The sequence below is a fragment of the Nocardioides sp. genome (genome assembly GCF_004803405.1).
GTDB classification, from domain to species: Bacteria; Actinomycetota; Actinomycetes; order Propionibacteriales; family Nocardioidaceae; genus Nocardioides; species Nocardioides vastitatis.
Window position 1 is genome coordinate 23582 of the sequence record NZ_SSXI01000261.1, and the last position, 19741, is coordinate 43322.

Consider the following 19741-nt stretch of genomic DNA (forward strand, 5'->3'; position numbering starts at 1 on the left):
CGTGACCCGCTACGACAGCCTCCTCGCCTCGGTCGGCGGCACGCCGCTCGTCGGGCTTCCGCGGCTGTCCGCGCCGTTCAACGCCGACGGCAGGCCGCAGGTCCGGATCTGGGCGAAGCTGGAGGACCGCAACCCGACCGGCTCGATCAAGGACCGCCCGGCGCTGAGGATGATCGAGGAGGCCGAGAAGTCCGGCCTGCTGACTCCCGGCTGCACGATCCTCGAGCCGACCTCGGGCAACACCGGCATCTCGATCGCGATGGCGGCGACGCTCAAGGGCTACCGCACCGTGTTCGTGATGCCGGAGAACACGTCCGAGGAGCGGCGGCAGCTGCTCCGGATGTGGGGCGCCGAGATCGTCTCATCACCGGCCGCCGGCGGGTCCAACGAAGCGGTCCGCGTCGCCAAGCAGATCGCGGCCGAGCACCCCGACTGGGTGATGCTCTACCAGTACGGCAACGACGCGAACGCCCTCGCGCACGAGGAGGGGACCGGCCCCGAGATCCTGGCCGACCTGCCCTCGATCACGCACTTCGTCGCGGGTCTCGGCACGACCGGCACGCTGATGGGGGTCGGGCGCTTCTTCCGCAAGGCCAAGGCCGAGGTCAGGATCGTCGCCGCCGAGCCGCGCTACGGCGAGCTGGTCTACGGCCTGCGCAACCTCGACGAGGGCTTCGTCCCCGAGCTGTACGACGCCGACCTGATCGACAGCCGTTTCTCGGTCGGCCCGCGCGACGCCGTACGACGCGTGCGGGAGCTGCTCGAGCTCGAGGGCATCTTCGCCGGCATCTCCACCGGTGCGATCCTGCACGCGGCGCTCGGGCAGGCCGCCAAGGTGGCGAAGGCGGGGGAGGGCGCGGACATCGCGTTCGTGGTCGCCGACGGCGGCTGGAAGTACCTCTCCACCGGAGCCTACGAAGGCACCATCGACGAGGCCGAGGACCGGCTCGAGGGCCAGCTCTGGGCGTGAGCCCCACCTAGGGTGGGCGCATGACGCGCCGGCTCGGACACGGGCACCGCGCGTGCCCGGCGCCCGGCCGCCCCGCGCCGGTGGAGATGACGCAGTCCACGGGGCTCGACGGCCGCCGGTTCAACCCCTGGCCGATCCGCAGCGAGCTGCGCTGAGGCCTAGCGCCACGCGAGGCGCTGGTCGTGGTTCCAGAGGCTGTCGGCCACCGGGCCGAGGCCGAGGATGTCCGTCGCGAGGTTGGCCAGGTCGCCGTTGCGGATGGGCTGGCGGCCGGCGAAGCCGGGCCGAGTCCGTCCGGGCCACTTGCGGGACGGGTTGAGGCGGTAGAGGCCGGCGTCCGCCACGCCGCGGCCCCAGATGACGAAGGGCACTCGGTAGTTCTCTCGGCTCCTGGCGTCGCTGTGGCGTCGCTGACCCGGAACGCCACCGTGGTCTGCGGTCAGCACGACAACAGTGGAACGTCGCAGCCGGGGATGCCCGCGGACCATCCGCATCACCGACCCGACCAGCCGGTCGAGCCGCATCACGGCCCGCAGGTACGCCGGACTCATCCAGCCGCGGGCGTGGCCCACCCGGTCGGCCAGCCCCAGGTGCAGCAGCACGAACGATCGCGCGCGGGCCAGGAAGTCGCGGCGCATCGCCCTCGTGGCCGCAGCGTCGTCCTCCTCGCGGATCACGGACCGGTCGATCTCCGCGGGCCACGACCGGTCGAAGAGCGAGAACTTCCGCTTGGTCGCGAACACGGCGGTGGAGCCGCCGCCGGCCTTGACCACGGAGAACACCGAGGACACGGGCGCGCGTGCCGCACCGTGCACGGTGGTGCCGGAGAGGTGGTCGTTCCAGGTGACGCCGTGACCTCCGTGCGCGGCCGCGATCCGGCGGCCGGTCACGATCGAGGTGTGGTTGGGCAGGGTGACGGTCAGCTCGACCTGGGTGCGCGCGTTGAGGGTCCCGGCGCCGGTCGTGAGCATCCGGTGCAGGTGCGGCGCCCCGGCCCGGCCCAGCCGGACGAGAGCCCGGGGACTCAGCCCGTCGAGGGAGATCGCGATCACCCGCATCCCGTTGACCGAGGTCGTCTCACGAGCGGCCGGTTGGGTCGACGCGGTGGTCGGTCCGCCGGCGGCGGGGACGAGCAGGGTGAGCGCGAGAGTCAGGGCGGCGACCAGCAGCCACTCGCCACGAGCCGAGGAAGTCACCACGGAAGGGTAGGCCCATCGGACGTGATCTCGATCCCGTAATGCCGACCCGGGTGGTGTCGACGCCTTAGTCTGGAGAAGTGCGGCCCCAGACCCTCGTCGATGTCGACGCCCCGATCGGGATCTTCGATTCCGGGTTTGGCGGCCTCACGGTGGCCCGCTCCGTCATCGACCAGCTCCCGCACGAGTCGATCACCTACGTCGGCGACACCGCGCGCCAGCCCTACGGTCCCAAGCCGATCGGCGAGGTCCGGGAGTACGCCCTCGAGTGCCTGGACCACCTCGTCGAACAGGGCGTCAAGGCGCTCGTGATCGCGTGCAACTCCGCCAGCGCCGCCATGCTGCGGGACGCCCGCGAGCGGTACGACGTCCCGGTGGTCGAGGTGATCTACCCAGCGACCCGACGGGCGGTCGCCGCCTCCCGGAACGGCCGGATCGGCGTCATCTGCACGCGCTCGACCGCCGAGTCGATGGCCTACGACGACGCGTTCGCCGCCGCTCCTCACCTCTCCCTGACGACGCGGGCCTGCCCGCGGTTCGTCGACTTCGTCGAGGCCGGCGTCACGGGCGGTGACGAGCTGATCGCGGTGGCGCACGAGTACCTCGACCCGCTGACCGAGCTCGGCATCGACACGCTGATCCTCGGCTGCACCCACTACCCCCTGCTGACCGGCGTCATCTCCTACGTGATGGGGGACGCGGTCACCCTCGTCAGCAGCGCCGAGGAGTGCGCGAAGGACGTCTACAAGATGCTCGCCGACACCGGCCTGATGCGGGAGACCGGCACGCCGTCGTACTCCTTCGTCACCACCGGGGCGCCGGCGGAGTTCGAGACCATCGGCCGCCGGTTCCTCGGCCCCGAGCTGGTCGCTGCAGCACAGTTCGCGGGAGGTTTGGCATGACCGACTTCGCCCCGGTGCCGGTGCGCACGATGCGGCTGACGGTCGTCGGCTGCTCGGGTTCCTATCCCGGTCCGGAATCGCCGGCGAGCTGCTACCTCGTCCAGGCAGCCGACGGCCTGCGCACCTGGAGCCTCGTGCTGGACATGGGCAACGGCGCCCTCGGCGTGCTGCAGCGCTACATCGACCCGCTCCACGTCGACGCGGTCTTCCTCAGCCATCTCCACGCCGACCACTGCGTCGACATGACGAGCTACTACGTCCTGCGCAAGTACCACCCCTCCGGCACCCAGCCGAAGATCCCGGTGTGGGGTCCCAAGGGCACCGCGAAGCGGCTCGCCAAGGCCTACGACCTGCCGCGCAAGCCCGGCATGCGCGAGGAGTTCGAGTTCCACCTCTACGGCGCGCCGGTCACGGTCGGCCCGTTCACGATCGAGCCGTTCGAGGTCGACCATCCCGTGCCGGCGTACGGCATGCGGGTGAGCGCCTTCGGCCGGACGCTGGCCTACAGCGGCGACACCGGGCTGACGCCGGTGCTGACCGAGCTCGCCAGGGACGCGGACCTCTTCCTCTGCGAGGCGTCGTTCCGCGCGTGCGACGAGAACCCGCCGAGCCTGCACCTCACGGGCCACGACGCCGGGGAGCTCGCCACCCAGGCGGGCGTGAAGCGGCTCGTGGTCACGCATGTCCCGCCGTGGCACGACGCGGAGACGATGCTCAGCGAGGCCAGCAAGGCCTACGACGGACCGACCGAGCTGGCGACGATGGGTGCCGTCTACGTCGTCTGAGCGCGGCGTTCTCGCCTACTCGGCCGCCAGCCCGGCGTCGTGCACGCAGATCGCGATCTGCACCCGGTTCGTGGCGTGGAGCTTGTCGAAGAGCCTCGACACGTGGCCCTTCACCGTCGGCACGGACAGGTGCAGCGCGGTCGCGATCTCCGCGTTGGACAGCCCGCGACCCACCGCGCGCGCCACCTCCAGCTCCCGCTCGGTGAGCGCCGCGAGCCTGCTCTGCGCCGCCGCGGCGCGGCCGTCACCGGAGCCGCTGCGGACCCGTTCGATCAGGGTGCGGGTGACGGAGGGAGAGAGCATCGGGTCGCCGCTGGCAACCTTGCGCAGGGCAGCGACGATCTCCGGCGGTGGCGTGTCCTTGAGCAGGAACCCGTCCGCACCCGCCGCCAGGGCACCGACCACGTGGTCGTCGGCGTCGAAGGTGGTCAGCACGATCACGCGCGGCGGGTCGGGCTGCGCATGCAGCTCACGGGTCGCGGCGAGGCCATCGAGCCGCGGCATCCGGATGTCCATCAGCACGACATCGGGTCGCAGCTCACGCACCAACGTCACGCCTGCGCGGCCGTCCCCCGCCTCGCCGACGACGGCGACGTCGGGCTGCCCACCGAGCATCAGGGTGAGCGCGGACCGCACCAACGGGTCGTCGTCGACGACCACCACGCGGATCAGGTCCGTCACCGGCTCACCTCCTCCAGGTCGGCGGCCCACGGCAGCCACACATGGAGCACGAAGATCGGCACGCTCGTGCCGGCTCCCGGCTCCTCGATCCCGTGCGCGAGCCACCCGCCCCGGAGCGCCGTGCGCTCGGCCAGCCCGACGAGGCCGAGCCCGGCGCCGGGAGTGCGGGTCGGACCGAAGCCGACGGCGTTGCGGAGCTGCACGTCCACTCCATCCTCCGCGGAGCCCGCGACGTGGATCCGGAGGGTGGCCGAGGGTGCATGCTTCGCCGCGTTCGTGATGCCTTCCTGCACGACCCGGTAGACCGTCCGTCCCACCGCGTCGGGCAGGGTCGGGTGCGTGGCCAGCCGGTCGTCGTACTCGATGGCTGCGCCCGCGGCCCGCGCATCCTCGACCAGCGCCGGGACGTCGCGGTGTGTCGGCTGCGGGCCGGTCAGCGGGGAGCCTCCCACGGTGTCCCGCAGGACGCCGAGCACCTCCCGGAGGTCGGTGAGCGCCTCGTGCGCCTTCTCCTGGATGACCGCGACGCTGCTGCGCATCTGGTCGGCCGTGAGGTCGTCGCGGAACGTCAGGGCGCCGGCGTGCATCGAGATCTGGGAGATCCGGTGGGCGAGCACGTCGTGCATCTCGCGGGCGATGCGGGCACGCTCGGTCGAGCGCGCCTGTGCCGCACGGAGGTCCCGTTCGGCCTCGGCCGTCTCCGCTCGCTGGCGAAGCGTCCAGATCAGCTCGCGCCGGGACCCGATGAACATGCCCCAGCCGAGGGAGGCGGCGATCGCGGCGACGGTGAAGATCGTGATCAGCCACCACGGCTCGCTGTCGCTGACCGGCTGGATCAGGTAGTAGACGCCGGTCATGGCCAGGTTGAGCACCGCGAGCGTGATCAGCTCGCCCCACCGCCGGCGGGTGGCGACCGACACCACCGCGAGCGTGATCGGTCCGGCCGCCAACGAGCTGACCGGGGTGAGCAGCACCGCGATCACCGCGATCGTCATCGGCCAGCGGCGCCGCCACCAGACCAGCACGAAGGCGAGCAGCCCGACGACGAGGTCGAGCCAGAACAGCACGGGCCGGTCGCGGACCTGGCTCTCGATCACGGGCACCCAGACGACGAGACCGATCACCAGGGAGAGGGCGTACCGCCACACGTGGCTGTACCAGTGCAGCGGCGGCTGGTAGTCGCTCGTCCCAGGCCCGTCCATGGACCCGAGGGTAGGGGCCGCGGGCACCATGCGGCAGCGCCGGCGGGCCCGGAGCACCCCCTACTTTGGTCGACCTATGCGCCGACCGTGGTCCGATGCGTGCGGCGCGGGCTCCCGGGCAGGCTGTGCACCATGATCACGGTCGATCGACTCACCAAGACCTACGGCGGGTTCACCGCCGTGGACGACGTCAGCTTCGCGTGCCAACCGGGCCGGGTCACCGGCTTCCTCGGTCCCAACGGCGCGGGCAAGACCACCACGATGCGCGTGATGGTGGGGCTCACGCCCGCCACGCACGGACAGGTCACCATCGGTGGCCTGAAGTACCACGACATCCCGAACCCGGGGCGACACGTCGGCTCGCTTCTCGACGCGTCAGCCCAGCACGCAGGCCGTACCGGCCGGGAGATCCTGACCCTCGGAGCGCAGACGATGGGACTCCCGAAAGACAGGGTCGACGAGATGCTCGCCCTGGTGGGCCTCACCGAGACCGAGGCGAAGCGCCGGCTTCGCAACTACTCGCTCGGCATGCGGCAGCGGCTCGGCATCGCCCACGCGCTGCTCGGGGATCCCGCCGTGCTGATCCTGGACGAGCCGGCCAACGGTCTCGACCCGGCCGGCATCCGCTGGATGCGCGGCCTGCTCAAGGGCTACGCCGACCGGGGTGGCACGGTGCTGCTCTCCAGCCACCTGCTCCACGAGGTGGAGCAGATCGCCGACGAGATGATCCTCATCGGTCACGGCCGGATCGTCGCCCAGGGCGACCGGAACACGCTGCTGTCGAACGCCGAGGGCGCGACGACCACGCTGGTGACCTCGCTCGACAACCAGACGTTCTCCGAGGCGCTGACGAAGGCTGGTTACGTCGTGGACCCGGTGGGCGAGGGGCTCCGCGTCCATGCGACGAGCGAGCAGGTCGGACGGGCCGCCCTGGAAGCGGGTGCGGTGCTCACTGATCTGCGGTCCGGCGGTGCCGGCCTGGAGGACCTGTTCCTCGAGCTCACGTCCACCACGCAGCGCGACGCGGTCCCCGGCGGGCCGGTGCACGAGCACATGCCGGCTCTGCCGCCCATGCCCCCCGTCGACTCGCCCACTGCTCCTACCGGAGGTCCGCACGCATGAGCACCGCATCCATGGTTCCCCCCGCCACGCTCGACGTGGCGTCCACCCCGCGCACGCCCTTCGTCCGGCTCGTCCAGGTCGAGTGGCGCAAGATGGTCGACACCCGTAGCGGCTTCTGGCTCCTCACCATCACCGCAGGCCTCCTGGCGCTCGTGATGGCGCTCATCGTGCTGGTGGTCGGCCTCAACGACTTCCAGGTCGACGCGCGCGGCATCTCCCAGGGGATGACGATCCCGGTGTCGCTGCTGTTGCCCGTGTTCGCGATCCTCATCGTCACCAGTGAGTGGAGCCAGCGCACAGCGCTCACCAGCTTCACGCTGGAACCGCATCGCTCGCGGGTCGTGCTGGCCAAGCTGGTCGCCGTCACCACGCTCGCGGTTTGCACGATCGCGGTCGCCTTCGTGCTCGGCGCCCTCACCAACGTGCTGTGCGCGGCGGTGACCGGCAACCCGCTGGAGTGGAACCTCGACGGCTCCGAGCTGGTCTGGCTGGTCATCCAGCAGATGCTGTTCTTCGCGATGGGCTTCGCCTTCGGCATGCTTCTCCTCAACACCCCTGGCGCCATCGCGATCTACTACGTCATCGCGCTGATGCTGCCGCTCATGGTGTGGGGCACCCTCTACGCCATCTTCGACTGGGCGAAGGACGTGCTGCCGTGGGTCGACCTCGGGTTCGCGATGGCCCCGCTGTCCACCGGCGCCGACCCGTTGGGTCGACCGGTGGACGTCGAGGCGGTCACCTACGTCCAGACCGCCTTCACCGCACTGGTCTGGGTGGGAGTGCCCGTCGCTCTCGGCATGTGGCGGATCCTCAGGGCCGAGGTGAAGTAGTCGCAGCGCCCCGGCCGGGGCGATTCGTCATCGAACGTTGCGGGACAGGCCACCTGGTGGTGCCTGTCCCGTAGCGGTTCCCGCCACGCTCAGGAGCGTGCGCAACGGCTACCTGCGGTTCGCCGCACTCGGCGACAGCACCACCGTCGGACTCGGCGACCCCGTCCCCGGCGGCGGGTGGCGGGGCTGGGCACGGCTCCTCGCGGAGTCGCTGAGGTCGTCGTACGACGTCTCGTTCTGCAACGTCGCCATCTCCGGCGCCACGGCGTCGATCGTGCGGGAGCAGCAGCTCGAGGCCGCGCTCGCGCACCGGCCGGACCTCGCCTCCCTCCTGGTCGGCGTGAACGACACACTGCGCTCGACGTGGGATCCAGCGCGGCTCCGCGAGGACCTGCTGGCCATCGCCGGATCGCTGGACGCGATCGGCGCCATCCTGATGACGGCGCGGTGGCACGACCACGGCGCCGTTCTTGGGCTGCCGCGGATGCTCGTCCGGCCGATCGGGGAGCGGATCGAGGTCGTCAACGCCGTCTACGACGAGATCCACGAGCAGTACGGCGGCCTCCGCCTCGACCTCGCGCTGCTCCCGGAGGTGGCCCGCCGGGAGTGCTGGTCGATCGACCGGTTCCACCCATCGGAGGTCGGCCATCGCGCACTTGCCCGCGCCTGGGGGGAGCAGCTCCGTGCGGCCGGGTACGAGTTCGCGCTGCCGAGCCTGGAGCCGGCCGGAGGGTGCCCGCCGAGCTGGCGGCGCGACATGGCGTGGATGGTGATCGAGGGCGCGCCGTGGTTCGGACGGCGAGCACGGGACCTGGGGCCGTGGGCGGTGCGCCGGGCGATCGGAGCCGGTCGCTAGGTTTGCCGTCATGAGCACCCGAGTGGACGGTCGCGCCGACGACGAGCTGCGCCCCATCAAGATCACCCGCAACTGGCTCGACCACCCGGCGGGGTCGGTGCTGATCGAGTTCGGGAGGACCCGGGTGCTGTGCGCGGCGTCCGCCTCCGAGGGCGTGCCGCGCTGGCGCAAGGGCTCCGGGCTCGGCTGGGTCACCGCGGAGTACGCGATGCTCCCCGCCGCCACCAACACCCGCTCGGACCGTGAGTCGGTCAGGGGGCGGATCGGCGGCCGGACCCACGAGATCAGCCGACTGATCGGTCGTTCGCTGCGCGCGGTCATCGACTACAAGGCGCTCGGCGAGAACACCATCCAGATCGACTGCGACGTGCTCCAGGCCGACGGCGGCACGCGTACGGCCGCGGTCACCGGCGCCTACATCGCCCTCGCCGACGCGTGCGCGACGCTCGGCGTCACGCAAGCGCTCACCGGGTCGGTCGCCGCGATCAGCGTCGGCATCGTCGACGGCGTCCCGCGCCTGGATCTCCCGTACGTCGAGGACGTCCGGGCAGAGACCGACATGAACGTCGTGATGACGGGCGAGGGCAGGTTCGTCGAGGTGCAGGGCACCGCCGAGGGCGTGGCGTTCGACCGGGCCGAGCTGGACGCTCTGCTGGCGCTGGCGGAGAAGGGCTGCGCCGACCTGACCCGGATGCAGCAGGAGGCGCTCGACTCGTGAGCACGGTCCTCGTCGCCTCCCGCAACGCCAAGAAGCTGGAGGAGATGCGACGGATTCTCGCCGAGCATCTCGAGTCGGTCGAGGTCGTCGGGCTCGACGACGTCGAGCCGTTCGACGAACCCGTCGAGGACCAGCCGACGTTCGAGGGCAACGCCCTGCTGAAGGCGCGCGCCGGAGTCGCCGCGACCGGGCTGCCGACGATCGCCGACGACTCCGGCCTCTGCGTCGAGGCCCTGAACGGGATGCCAGGTGTGCTCTCGGCACGGTGGAGCGGGCCGCCGAAGTCTGACGAGCGCAACAACGAACTGCTGCTCGCGCAGCTGTCGGATGTGCCGGACGAGCGTCGGCGGGCTCATTTCCGCTGCGCGGTCGCGCTAGTGCACCCCGACGGCCGGGAGATCGTGGTCGAGGGTCGGATGGACGGCCGGGTGATCCGCGAAGTGCGAGGGAGCGGGGGCTTCGGCTACGACGTCCTCTTCGTGGCAGACGAGTTCCCCGACCTCACCACCGCGGAGCTGTCTCGGGACGCCAAGGACGCGATCTCGCACCGAGGGAAGGCGCTGCGGGAGATCGCGCCGCTCGTCGCGCAGATGCTGGCGTGACCGGGGAGCTCAGCGGATGACGCCGAGCCATGCGTCGAACGACCGGACGAAGCGGTCGTGGCTGGCGACCATGGCCGCTGCATCGCCGGGGACCCGCAGGACGTGGTCGCCCGGCACCACCACTCGCTCACCCGGCAGCGCGTCGAGCACCTCGCGGCTCAGGTAGGGATCGCTCGCACCGATCATGACGAACTGCTCGGCCGGGTAGGACAGCAGCACCTCGGCAACGTCGGGCTCGGTCAGCAGCGGCGTGAGCCAGGCGGCGTCGTATCCGCGCGCCGCGGCGAGCGGGGCCGCCAGCGTACCGAGCGACTTCGCTACGACGAGCACCCGTCCGTCGTGGTCATCGAGGGCCGCCCCGAGCTGGGCGCCGACCCAGGCGACCTCGGCGGCGTCGCCGTCCAACGCCGGCGGCTCCCACCAGACCTGGCGCACGTCCCATCCCCGCATCAGCGCCACCTGGGTGGCGAAGAAGAGCAGCGGGCCGTCGGGGGTGTACCGCCTGCCGGGAAGCACCACGCATCGGCCGACCGCGGTCCCGTCCACCACATGGTCGACGAACCGGGTCATGGCGACACGATCTCCGCTTCGCCGGAGGTGGGTCAACCCGCTGCTGGTGCGCCCGGTGAGAGTCGAACTCACACTGTCACGGACCTAAACCGTGTGCCTCTGCCAGTTGGGCTACGGGCGCTCGATGCGGCCGGGGATGTGTGCCACGGCCGCTGACCTCAGGTCACTCGCTCCACTCCCAGGTGGTCAGGATCTCCTCGAACTGGGGGAGCACCTTCTCGTCACCGTCCTTGAGAGAGACGGTGATGGAGTAGCCGAGTTCGCCGCTGATCACCAGGTGCGAGCGCTGCTTGACCTTCACGCCGGAGTCGTTGGTGCGGGAGATCTCCACGCCCAGGGCGGTCTGACCGTCGATGGCGACGTTCGGGATGTCGGTGACGTCGGCAGTCGGGTCGCCCGAGACCAGCGCCTCCTTCCAGGCATCCTTGAGGTCGTTCGGGTCGGTGGCGCCGTAGGACGACTGCGTCTCCACGATGATGTTGGCGCGCGCGGTGTTGAAGGTGTCGCCCCACAGGACGACCTTGTCGAGGGTGGTCAGTCCCGGGTTGTTCTTCACGAACTCCTCGGTGCCGTCGCTCCACCCCTCGGGAGCCTGCACCTGATAACCCTGGCCCTTGATCGTGATGCCGCCGAGATCGACGGTCTCCGACGTCTCGTCGGCCGACGGGTCCTCGCCACCGCCGTTGGCCAGCAGCACGATGCCGACGATCCCGGCGACGATCACGACCACCGCGACGGCGATGGCACCGATGACGAGGCCCGCGCTGCTCTTCTTGCTCGCGGGCGGCTGCGACCAGCCACCGGGGTACGACGGCTGCCCGGCGGGGGCGTACCCGGGTCCGGCAAAGGGTTGATGCGGCGGTGACTGGACCGGGTACTGCACGGGAGTGGTTCCGCCGGGGCCGTGATGCGGCGGTGCGGCCGTGTGCGCCTCAGGGTCGAGCCCGGTCACCAGGTTCTCGGGCACCCTGCCGAGTGCGAACCCGAGCACGGCGACCGCCCATTGGCAGCCGCGAACGTCGGCGCTGCCGCGGTCGCGGGCCAGTCGCTGGCCGGCCGAGTCGACCGCGTCGGCCGGGGCTGCGCCGCTGTCGAGCATGGTGAGCATGCCGTCGAGGGCGCCCAGGCGAACCGCGTCGGTGAGGAGGTTGATCGTGCCGCTGGACGCCTGACCCTCGTCGAGGTAGTCGTCGAGCGACCCGCGGAACGCCGAGGCGTCCCGGAATAGGCCGTGCCCGTGGTCCCGGGCGAGCTCGGCGAGGGCCTGGTGCAGCACCATCTGGGTTCCTTAGGTTCGGTCAGGTCCTAGGCCGCAAGGCCGAGGTCCTTGCGGAGCTTCGCGACGTGTCCGGTCGCTTTGACGTTGTACTGCGCGATCTCGATGCGACCGTCGGTGCCGACGACGAAGGTGGACCGGATGACGCCCTGCACGAGCTTCCCGTAGAGCGACTTCTCGCCGTACGCGGCGTAGGCCTCGTGCACGACGAGCTCGGGGTCGGAGAGCAGTGTGATGGTGAGCCCGTCGCGCTCGCGGAACTTCGCGAGCTTCGATGTGGTGTCCTTCGAGATCCCCACGACGGTGTAGCCCTCCGCCTGCAGGGAGTCGAGGGAGTCGGTGAAGTCGCAAGCCTGCTTCGTGCACCCCGGCGTCATCGCCGCCGGGTAGAAGTACACGATCACCTTCCGCCCCTCCTCGAGCAGGGCGTAGAGGTTGACCTCGTCGCCCTGATCCGAGGCGAGGGTGAAGTCGGGGGCGGGGTCGCCGGCGGAGAGGCGGACCTGGTCGCTCATGCTGCGGTCTCCTGATACGGGTATGTTGTTGCAAGTCCCATGCAATAACGTGGGTGACGTGCTCGGAACCATCTAACTACCCGGGCACCTCCCGCCGAACACAGGAGCACCGCCTGATGCACGTCCCCGACGGATTCCTCGACGCTCCGACGTCGATCGCGACCGGTCTCGTCGCGGCTGCGGGCGTCGGCATCGCGCTTCGCAAGGCGCGCGCGGAGCTCGACGACCGCACCGCACCGATGGCGGGCCTCGTCGCCGCGTTCGTCTTCGCCGGGCAGATGATGAACTTCCCGGTCGGCGCCGGCACGAGTGGACACCTGCTCGGCGGGGCCCTGGCCGCCGTACTCGTCGGACCGTGGACCGGCGCCCTGTGCCTGAGCGTGGTGCTGATGGTGCAGGCCCTCTTCATGGCCGACGGCGGACTCACCGCGCTCGGTACCAACATCACGCTGATGGGCCTGGTCGGGGTCTTCGTCGGGTACGCCGCGTTCCGCCTGGCGCTGCTCGTGCTCCCGCGCAACGTGAGCTCGGTGCCCGTCGCCGGCGCGATCGGTGCGCTGGTGTCGGTCCCGGCCGCGGCGGCCGTCTTCACCGCGCTGTTCGCGGCCGGCGGCACGGCCGACGTGCCCCTCGGTACGGTGCTGACCGCGATGCTCGGCTGGCACACGGTGATCGGCGCGGGCGAGGCGGCGGTCACCGGCCTGGTGATCGGCGCCGTCGTCGCTTCCCGCCCTGACCTCGTGTACGGCGCCCGTGGCCTCGCCGCCGCGAAGGCGCCGCTGGTCCTGCCGGACGCGGAGCCGGTGAGGGGCGGTCTCGCGTGACCAGTCCCCGGATCTCCAAGCGGGCCTTCCTCCTGGTCGGTCTGCTGACCGCCCTGCTGATCGCCGGCGTCGGGTCCTACTACGCCAGCGGCCACCCCGACGGCTTGGAGTACGTGGCCGAGCGGACCGGATTCATCGACTCGGCCCAGGACGGCGCCGCCGCCGACAGTCCGTTCGCCGACTACGGCACCAAGGGTGTGGAGGACCCGCGTGTCGGTGGCGGCATCGCCGGCGTCGTCGGGGTGCTGGCGACGCTGCTGCTCGCGGGGGGTCTCTTCATGCTGCTGCGGCGCAAGCCCGACCCGGCCGCACTCTCCGAGACGAAGTGAGCCTCTAGTGGGGGCCGGGCACGGGTCGGGGCTCCCCGGCGGAACCGGGCAGGGCCGCACTCTGGTGTACCGCGCCCCGGCGCACGTGAAGATCCTCGTGTTGCTGGCCTTCGTGTTGACTGTGGTCGCCACGCCTCGGGAGTGGTTCGGCGCGTTCGGCGGCTACCTGGTGGCGATCCTCGGGGTGGCCCTCCTCGTCGCCCGGATCCCGTTCGGGTGGCTGGCGAAGCGGATGGTGATCGAGGTGCCGTTCCTGGTCTTCGCGGCGCTGATGCCGTTCGTGGTCCGTGGGCCGGAGATCGAGGTGCTCGGTGTCGGGCTGAGCGAGCCCGGCCTGCTTGCCGCCTGGGGACTCGCGGCGAAGGGCACGATCGGAGTCCTGGCCTCCCTCACCCTGGCCGCGACGACCGAGCCGGTCGCCGTGCTCGCCGGTCTGCAGCGACTGCGGATGCCGGACCTGATCGTGCAGATCATGGGCTTCATGGTCCGCTACCTCTCCGTCGTCACCGGTGACCTGCAGCGGATGCTGACGGCGATGCGGTCCCGCGGTGCGGACCCGCGGTCGCCGCGGCACTGGCCGGCGCTGGCGCGTACGCTCGGCGCCCTGTTCGTGCGGTCCTACGAGAGAGGCGAGCGGGTGCACCTGGCGATGCTGTCGCGGGGCTACGACGGGCGGTTGCCGTGAGCACGCCGGTCCTCGACGTCCGCGGTCTCGCCTTCGCCTACCCCGACGGCCACCAGGCGCTCTTCGGGGTCGACATGCACGTGCACCCGGGGGAGCGGGTGGCGTTGCTCGGCCCCAACGGTGCGGGAAAGACGACGCTGGTGCTCCACCTCAACGGCATCCTCTCGGCGTCGGCCGGGCAGGGCGCCGGGTCGGTCGCGGTCAGCGGGCTCCCGGTCACGAGGAGGAACCTGCTGGAGATCCGCCGCCGGGTCGGGATCGTCTTCCAGGACCCCGACGACCAGCTCTTCATGGGCAGCGTGCGCGCTGACGTGGCCTTCGGGCCGGCGAACCTCGGCCTCACCGGCGCGGCGCTGGAGAAGCGGGTGACCGACGCGCTCGAGCAGGTCGGGATGGCCGAGTACGCCGACCGGCCGCCGCACCACCTCTCCTTCGGCCAGCGGCGGCGGGTCGCCGTGGCGACGGTGCTGGCGATGGAGCCGGAGATCCTGGTGCTGGACGAGCCGTCGTCCAACCTCGACCCGGCCTCCCGGCGTGAGCTCGCCGACATCCTGCGCGGGCTCGACGTGACGCTGCTGATGGTCACCCACGACCTGCCGTACGCCCTCGAGCTGTGCCCGCGGTCCGTGGTGCTGAGCGGGGGCAGGGTCGTCGCGGACGGCACGACGTACGACGTGCTGACCGACGACGCCCTGATGCGCGCGCATCGGCTGGAGCTGCCATGGGGCTTCGATCCGCGCGGGATCGCGGATGGGCGGTCCGGTGCTGTTGATAGCCTGCCCGGGTGAGCAATCTCCCCACCGACATCGAGCGTGAGATCGAGGAGGCCCGTGAGCGCCTCGCGGGCACGATCGACCAGCTCCTCTACCGCTCGCACCCGAAGACGATCGTGAGCCGCGAGGTCGCGCAGGTGAAGGCGTACTACATCGACCCCGAGACCGGCGAGCCGCGCACCGACAACATCCTCAAGACCGTGGGTGGCGTCGTCGGCGTGATCGTCGCGATCGTGGTCCTCCGCAAGATCACGAAGTAGGCGTGTCCGACAAGACGCCCATCAAGATGCTGCACGACCGCATCTTGTGCGAGACCGAGACCGACGCCGGCGAGCGGCGCTCGTCCGGCGGCATCGTCATCCCCGCGACCGCGGCGATGGGTGCCAAGCGCCTGTCCTGGTCGCGTGTCGTCGCGGTCGGGCCGCACTGCCGGACCGTGGTGGCCGGCGACAAGGTGCTCTACGACCCCGAGGACAAGGCCGAGGTCGAGGTCTCGGGCGAGGTGTACGTCGTGATGCGCGAGCGTGACATCCATGCGGTCGCCGCCGAGCGGCTCGCCGACGAGGCTGCCGGCCTCTACCTCTGAGACCGGCCCGGGCCGCCGGGCGTAACGCGAGTCAGGTGAAACGCGTTACAGGTCTGTGAGATCCCCCCGGCTCCTTCCGCTGCTCGCTGCCCTCCTGATCGTGCCGCCGCTCGCGGCCACCGGGCCCGCCGAGGCCCGGCAGCAGGTGACGAACCGGACGTCCTCCGAGGTGCGGGCCGTCGCCGGTCCGGAGTTCGCCGCCAAGATCCGGATCACCGACCACGGCATTCCGCACGTCGTCGCCGACGACTGGGGATCCCTCGGCTACGGAAGCGGCTACGCCGTGGCCCGCTCGTCGATCTGCAACGTCGCGGACACCCTGCTGACCGCCCGCGGCCAGCGGTCGAAGTACCTCGGCGGCGACGCCCGCTACGCCGACCGGGTCACGATGGACGCCAGCAACCTCCAGGTGGATGCGTTCGTCACCGACCTCCGGAACCGCAGGGTGGTCGAGAGGCTGCTCGAGTCCCCGGCCGGTCCGAGCCCACGCGCTCGGGAGATGGTGCGCGGCTACACCGCCGGGATCAACCGCTTCCTGCGCGACAACGAGGTCACCGACCCCGCCTGCAAGGACGCGACCTGGATCGGACCGGATGCGACGCCGCTCGACCTCTGGTACGGCGTCTACCTGGCCAACCTGCTCGCCTCCTCGGGTGTCTTCGTCAAGCAGATCGTGGACGCCGACCCGCCGACCCTCGACGACCCCGGGCTGCCCGGCTCCGGCCTGCCGCTGCCGACGTCGAAGGCCCAGGTCGACGAGTACGCCGCGACGGTCGACCGGGAGGCGCTGCTCGAGTCGCTCGGCCAGGACAGCGACTTCGGCTCCAACGCGACCGCGATCGGTGGCGATGCGAGCGCGACCGGCCGCGGCATGATCCTCGGCAACCCGCACTTCCCCTGGGTCGGGCGCTACCGGTTCACCCAGCAGCACCTCACCATCCCGGGCAGGTACGACGTCGCGGGCGCTTCGCTGATCGGGTCCCCGGTCGTCAACATCGGATGGAACAAGGACGTCGCCTGGAGCCACACGGTCTCCACGGCCTACCGGTTCACGCCCTACGAGTTCCCCACCGTTGGCCCCGGCACGACGTACCTCACCGCGAACGGCCTGGCGAAGAACGCCGAGCGCCGGCTCGTCGACGTCGAGGTCAGGCAGCCGGACGACTCGCTGACCACGGTCCGCGAGGACCTCTACCGGGTGCCCCTCGGCTACGTGATCGACAGCCCCTCGCAGTTCATGGGCTGGACGCCGGCCAGCTTCTGGGCCATCCGGGACGCGAACGCCGAGCACCTGCGGACCATCGACACCTTCCTCGGCATGGGCGAGGCGACGAGCAGCCGCGACCTGCTCGCCCGACAGGACGCCGGCGGCGGCATGCCGTGGGTGAACACGACCGCGGCCGACCGTCACGGCGACGTGCTGTACGCCGACCACAGCGTCGTGCCGCACGTCACCGACGAGATGGCCAGCCGCTGCATGACCGTCGTGGGCCTGCTGCTGAAGACCGTCGCCCGCCTGCCCGGTCTCAACGGCACCCTCGCCGACGGTCCCTGCAAGTGGGGCTCGGACCCCGACGCCCAACGGCCGGGAATCCTCGGCCCGGCCAAGCTGCCGGACGTCGTACGACGCGACTGGGTGATGAACGCCAACGACTCCTACTGGACGCCGAACGACCGGGTCCGGCTCGAGGGGTACCCCTCGATCATCGGCTGCGAGAAGTGCGTGCGGACCATGCGGACCCGGATGGTGTCGCAGTACGTCGTGGACCGGCTGAAGGTGGGCAGGGAGACCCCGCAGAGCCTGCGGGGCCACCAGCACGAGAACCGGGTCCGCGCCGCCGAGGTGATGCGCGAGGACGGCCGGCTGGACGAGGTCTGTGCCCAGACCGGGGAGGCCGAGGCGTGCGCCGTGCTGAGGGCGTGGGACGGGCACTCGGACGTCGACTCCGTCGGGACGCACATCTTCGAGGCGTTCGTGGAGCGCGCACCGACCGGGATGAACCTCTGGGACGTGCCGTTCGACGCGAACGACCCGTTCCACACTCCGCGCGGCCTCAAGACCGGCGCGGCCGTCGTCCAGGCGATGAGGGACGCCATCGCGCACGTGCGGGCCAAGGGCGTGTCGTTCGACGCGGCGTGGGGCTCACTCCAGGTCGCCGGCGACCGCGGCGCTCCGGCCTACCCGATCGGTGGGGGCAACGGCGACCTCGCCGGCAACGCCAACGCCGTCGCGTCACGCAACGCCCCGGCCAACACCGCCCGGTACAAGCCGATCTCCTACGGCTCCTCGCACATCCAGGCCGTCTCCTACCTCCCCGACGGCTCGCTCGACGCCCAGACCATCCTGACCTACGGGCAGTACGACGACCCGGCGTCCCCGTGGTCCTCGGACCAGACACAGCTCTTCTCCCAGGAGCGCTGGGTGAGGTTCGCCTGGACGCCGGCGCAGGTGTCGGCGGCGCTGCAAGCGACCGTCGTGCTGCGCGGCAGCTGACGCAGGCCCAACGCAGGTCGAGACCGTGATGCCGCGCAGCGACCCATCCCAGGTCGAGGAGGTCGCGCAGCGACCGTCACGAGACCGTAGTCTCCGGCCATGGCTGTCGAGGTCGAGAAGCGCGGTCCGGTCACGCTCGTCACCCTGGCGCGTCCGGAGGTCCGCAACGCCGTCGACGCCGAGCACGCACGGGCGCTGACCCGCGCTTTCGAGGAGTTCGACGCGGACCCGGACGCCGCGGTCGCCGTGCTGTACGGCGCCGGCGGGACCTTCTGCGCCGGTGCCGACCTGAAGGCGGTGAGCCGCGGCGAGGTGGAGGTCGGAGCACCGGGGGAGGGGCCCGCCGGGATGGGCCCGACCCGGATGCTGCTGTCGAAGCCCGTGGTCGCCGCCGTGGAGGGCTACGCCGTCGCCGGGGGCCTCGAGCTCGCGCTCTGGTGTGACCTGCGGGTGGCCGACCCGGCCGCCAGCTTCGGGGTGTTCTGCCGGCGCTGGGGTGTGCCGCTGATCGACGGTGGCACGGTCCGTCTGCCGCGGCTGATCGGCCACTCGCACGCCCTCGACCTGGTCCTCACCGGCCGCGAGGTCGGGGCCGAGGAGGCGCTGCGCATGGGGCTCGCCAACCGCGTCTCCGCCCCGGGTGCGGCCCTGGAGGAGGCGCTCGTCCTGGCCGCGCAGCTCGCGGCGTTCCCGCAGACGTGCCTGCGCGAGGACCGCCTGGCGACGTACGAGCAGGAGGGCCTGGCACTGGACGAGGCGCTGATGGTCGAGTGGCGCCACGGACTGCGCTCGCTCGCCGCCGATACTCTCCACGGCGTGGCACGCTTCGCCGGTGGAGCCGGGCGGCACGGTGCCTTCGAGTAGCAGTCCTTCGGGAGGGAACGACGTGGTCAACGGTCCGGGACGCGACCAGCGAGAGCCGATGGAGCGGCTGGTGCGGATCGCGGCCGTGCTGCGCGCCAACAGCGAGCACGGCGTGGATGGCGACCGCCTCGCTCAGCTCGCCGGGTTCACGGGCGCCGACCCGGGCAGTCAGCTCAAGCGTGAGCTGCGGTACCTCGAGCGCCAGGGCTGGCAGATCGACAACATCGGCGAGCCCGGCGGCACCGCCGTCTACCGGATGACCACCGTCGACAACCGGCTCCGGGTCCGGCTGACGCCCGGCCAGCAGGCCGCGCTGCGGCGGGCGGTGCTGCTGGCCGACCGCGGCGACCTGGTGCAACGGCTGGGTCTGCCGGAGTCGTCGAAGCCGTCCGAGGTGGACGCCCAGGTGCCGACGGCCGCGGCGCCTGGTGACCAGCGGCTCACCCACGTCGTACGCGCCGTCCGTGATCGGTGCATGCTGCGGTTCGGCTACAAGGGCACGGCACGCGAGGTGCACCCCGAGTCGCTCCGTACGCAGAACGGCACGTGGTACCTCCGCGGCGTCGAGGAGACCGACCTCTCCGGGAGCGCGGCCGGACCGGAGAGCGCGGTCGTGAAGGCCTTCGTGGTGGGCCGGATGAAGGACCCCGAGGTCGGCGCGCCCGGGTCGGCGCGGGCGCTCCCGGCGGTCCGGCACACCGGGCTGCACCCGATGACGTGGCAGATCGACCCGCCGGTCGAGGTGACCTTGCAGACCACGGCGGACTTCGAGCCCGACGTACGACGCTGGCTGGGCGAGCCGCTCTCCGTCGAGCCCGGCGCCGGGGGAGACACCGTGTTGATCCGCTACCTGGTCACCCACCGGGCGGCGCTGCGCGCCCGGCTCAACGAGCTGGGACGCCGGGTGCGGATCGTCGGCCCCGAGGACGTGCGCGCCGAGGTCGTCGCCGAGCTGGCCGCG

24 protein-coding genes and 1 tRNA gene are annotated in these 19741 nt (G+C 71.4%); 18 read left to right on the forward strand and 7 right to left on the reverse strand.

The window, feature by feature from the left end; all coding sequences use genetic code 11:
- The first annotated feature begins 1 nt into the window (after position 1).
- Positions 2-970 carry a PLP-dependent cysteine synthase family protein gene (locus E7Z54_RS18890; RefSeq protein WP_136436276.1) on the forward strand — a complete coding sequence of 323 codons (969 nt, stop codon included), beginning with the start codon at positions 2-4 and terminating at the stop codon, positions 968-970.
- A 20-nt stretch (positions 971-990) separates the two neighbouring features.
- The gene (locus tag E7Z54_RS24105; RefSeq protein WP_240769785.1) at positions 991-1125 is read left to right on the forward strand and encodes a DUF3152 domain-containing protein; all 135 of its coding nucleotides are present in this window, start codon (positions 991-993) and stop codon (positions 1123-1125) included.
- 3 nt (positions 1126-1128) lie between these two features.
- Here E7Z54_RS24105 and E7Z54_RS18895 read toward each other — a convergent pair whose 3' ends face one another.
- Entirely contained in the window at positions 1129-2166 is a 1038-nt protein-coding gene (locus E7Z54_RS18895) for an alkaline phosphatase family protein (protein WP_136436277.1), read from the reverse strand.
- Positions 2167-2246: 80 nt separating this feature from the next.
- Between E7Z54_RS18895 and murI the strand changes: the two genes are divergently transcribed.
- Both murI and E7Z54_RS18905 read left to right on the forward strand, forming a co-directional pair.
- Positions 2247-3068, forward strand: coding sequence for a glutamate racemase (murI, locus tag E7Z54_RS18900; RefSeq protein ID WP_136436278.1), 822 nt, complete (start codon positions 2247-2249; stop codon positions 3066-3068).
- On the forward strand, positions 3065-3853 hold the full coding sequence (locus tag E7Z54_RS18905; RefSeq protein WP_240769786.1) for an MBL fold metallo-hydrolase: 789 nt from the start codon (positions 3065-3067) through the stop codon (positions 3851-3853). Before murI ends, E7Z54_RS18905 begins: the two co-directional genes overlap by 4 nt.
- Positions 3854-3868: 15 nt before the next feature.
- Here E7Z54_RS18905 and E7Z54_RS18910 read toward each other — a convergent pair whose 3' ends face one another.
- Both E7Z54_RS18910 and E7Z54_RS18915 read right to left on the reverse strand, forming a co-directional pair.
- The gene (locus E7Z54_RS18910) at positions 3869-4525 is read right to left on the reverse strand and encodes a response regulator (protein WP_206056404.1); all 657 of its coding nucleotides are present in this window, start codon (positions 4523-4525) and stop codon (positions 3869-3871) included.
- 5 nt (positions 4526-4530) lie between these two features.
- Complete coding sequence (locus tag E7Z54_RS18915; protein ID WP_136436280.1) at positions 4531-5736, reverse strand: histidine kinase; 1206 nt, start codon at positions 5734-5736, stop codon at positions 4531-4533.
- Positions 5737-5868: 132 nt separating this feature from the next.
- On the opposite strand from E7Z54_RS18915, the gene E7Z54_RS18920 reads away from it, so the two are divergent.
- The 5 genes from E7Z54_RS18920 to rdgB all read left to right on the forward strand — a co-directional run bounded on the left by E7Z54_RS18920 (position 5869) and on the right by rdgB (position 9864).
- Complete coding sequence (locus tag E7Z54_RS18920) at positions 5869-6858, forward strand: ABC transporter ATP-binding protein (RefSeq protein WP_206056400.1); 990 nt, start codon at positions 5869-5871, stop codon at positions 6856-6858.
- A complete protein-coding gene (locus E7Z54_RS18925; protein ID WP_136436281.1) occupies positions 6855-7688 on the forward strand; it encodes an ABC transporter permease in 834 nt (277 codons plus the stop codon). Before E7Z54_RS18920 ends, E7Z54_RS18925 begins: the two co-directional genes overlap by 4 nt.
- A gap of 97 nt (positions 7689-7785) precedes the next feature.
- The gene (locus E7Z54_RS18930; protein WP_136436282.1) at positions 7786-8544 is read left to right on the forward strand and encodes an SGNH/GDSL hydrolase family protein; all 759 of its coding nucleotides are present in this window, start codon (positions 7786-7788) and stop codon (positions 8542-8544) included.
- A 10-nt stretch (positions 8545-8554) separates the two neighbouring features.
- The gene (rph, locus tag E7Z54_RS18935) at positions 8555-9262 is read left to right on the forward strand and encodes a ribonuclease PH (protein ID WP_136436283.1); all 708 of its coding nucleotides are present in this window, start codon (positions 8555-8557) and stop codon (positions 9260-9262) included.
- A complete protein-coding gene (gene rdgB / locus E7Z54_RS18940; protein ID WP_136436284.1) occupies positions 9259-9864 on the forward strand; it encodes an RdgB/HAM1 family non-canonical purine NTP pyrophosphatase in 606 nt (201 codons plus the stop codon). Before rph ends, rdgB begins: the two co-directional genes overlap by 4 nt.
- Positions 9865-9873: 9 nt before the next feature.
- Here rdgB and E7Z54_RS23815 read toward each other — a convergent pair whose 3' ends face one another.
- The 4 genes from E7Z54_RS23815 to bcp all read right to left on the reverse strand — a co-directional run bounded on the left by E7Z54_RS23815 (position 9874) and on the right by bcp (position 12225).
- Positions 9874-10434, reverse strand: a complete 561-nt coding sequence (locus E7Z54_RS23815) for a hypothetical protein (RefSeq protein ID WP_206056401.1) — start codon at positions 10432-10434, stop codon at positions 9874-9876.
- 44 nt (positions 10435-10478) lie between these two features.
- A tRNA-Leu gene (locus E7Z54_RS18950) sits at positions 10479-10555 on the reverse strand.
- Between the two features lie 42 nt (positions 10556-10597).
- Entirely contained in the window at positions 10598-11713 is a 1116-nt protein-coding gene (locus E7Z54_RS18955; RefSeq protein WP_136436285.1) for a hypothetical protein, read from the reverse strand.
- A gap of 26 nt (positions 11714-11739) precedes the next feature.
- Positions 11740-12225, reverse strand: coding sequence for a thioredoxin-dependent thiol peroxidase (gene bcp / locus E7Z54_RS18960; RefSeq protein ID WP_136436286.1), 486 nt, complete (start codon positions 12223-12225; stop codon positions 11740-11742).
- A gap of 116 nt (positions 12226-12341) precedes the next feature.
- On the opposite strand from bcp, the gene E7Z54_RS18965 reads away from it, so the two are divergent.
- The 9 genes from E7Z54_RS18965 to E7Z54_RS19000 all read left to right on the forward strand — a co-directional run.
- The gene (locus E7Z54_RS18965) at positions 12342-13049 is read left to right on the forward strand and encodes an energy-coupling factor ABC transporter permease (protein WP_168798412.1); all 708 of its coding nucleotides are present in this window, start codon (positions 12342-12344) and stop codon (positions 13047-13049) included.
- Positions 13046-13378 (forward strand): PDGLE domain-containing protein, encoded by a 333-nt coding sequence (locus E7Z54_RS23490; protein ID WP_168798413.1) that lies wholly within the window; start codon positions 13046-13048, stop codon positions 13376-13378. The genes E7Z54_RS18965 and E7Z54_RS23490 overlap by 4 nt, the downstream gene beginning before the upstream one ends.
- A 64-nt stretch (positions 13379-13442) precedes the next feature.
- Complete coding sequence (cbiQ, locus tag E7Z54_RS18970) at positions 13443-14063, forward strand: cobalt ECF transporter T component CbiQ (RefSeq protein WP_136436287.1); 621 nt, start codon at positions 13443-13445, stop codon at positions 14061-14063.
- The gene (locus tag E7Z54_RS18975) at positions 14060-14851 is read left to right on the forward strand and encodes an energy-coupling factor ABC transporter ATP-binding protein (RefSeq protein WP_136436288.1); all 792 of its coding nucleotides are present in this window, start codon (positions 14060-14062) and stop codon (positions 14849-14851) included. Before cbiQ ends, E7Z54_RS18975 begins: the two co-directional genes overlap by 4 nt.
- A complete protein-coding gene (locus E7Z54_RS18980; RefSeq protein WP_136436289.1) occupies positions 14848-15096 on the forward strand; it encodes a DUF3618 domain-containing protein in 249 nt (82 codons plus the stop codon). The genes E7Z54_RS18975 and E7Z54_RS18980 overlap by 4 nt, the downstream gene beginning before the upstream one ends.
- 2 nt (positions 15097-15098) lie before the next feature.
- Positions 15099-15422 (forward strand): co-chaperone GroES, encoded by a 324-nt coding sequence (locus E7Z54_RS18985; protein ID WP_240769787.1) that lies wholly within the window; start codon positions 15099-15101, stop codon positions 15420-15422.
- 55 nt (positions 15423-15477) lie between these two features.
- Complete coding sequence (locus E7Z54_RS18990; RefSeq protein ID WP_240769788.1) at positions 15478-17916, forward strand: penicillin acylase family protein; 2439 nt, start codon at positions 15478-15480, stop codon at positions 17914-17916.
- 99 nt (positions 17917-18015) lie between these two features.
- Positions 18016-18780: a crotonase/enoyl-CoA hydratase family protein gene (locus E7Z54_RS18995; RefSeq protein WP_136436290.1), complete on the forward strand. Its 765-nt coding sequence runs from the start codon at positions 18016-18018 to the stop codon at positions 18778-18780.
- 22 nt (positions 18781-18802) lie between these two features.
- Positions 18803-19741: WYL domain-containing protein (locus E7Z54_RS19000; RefSeq protein ID WP_136436291.1), on the forward strand; the 939-nt coding region annotated here is incomplete at its 3' end.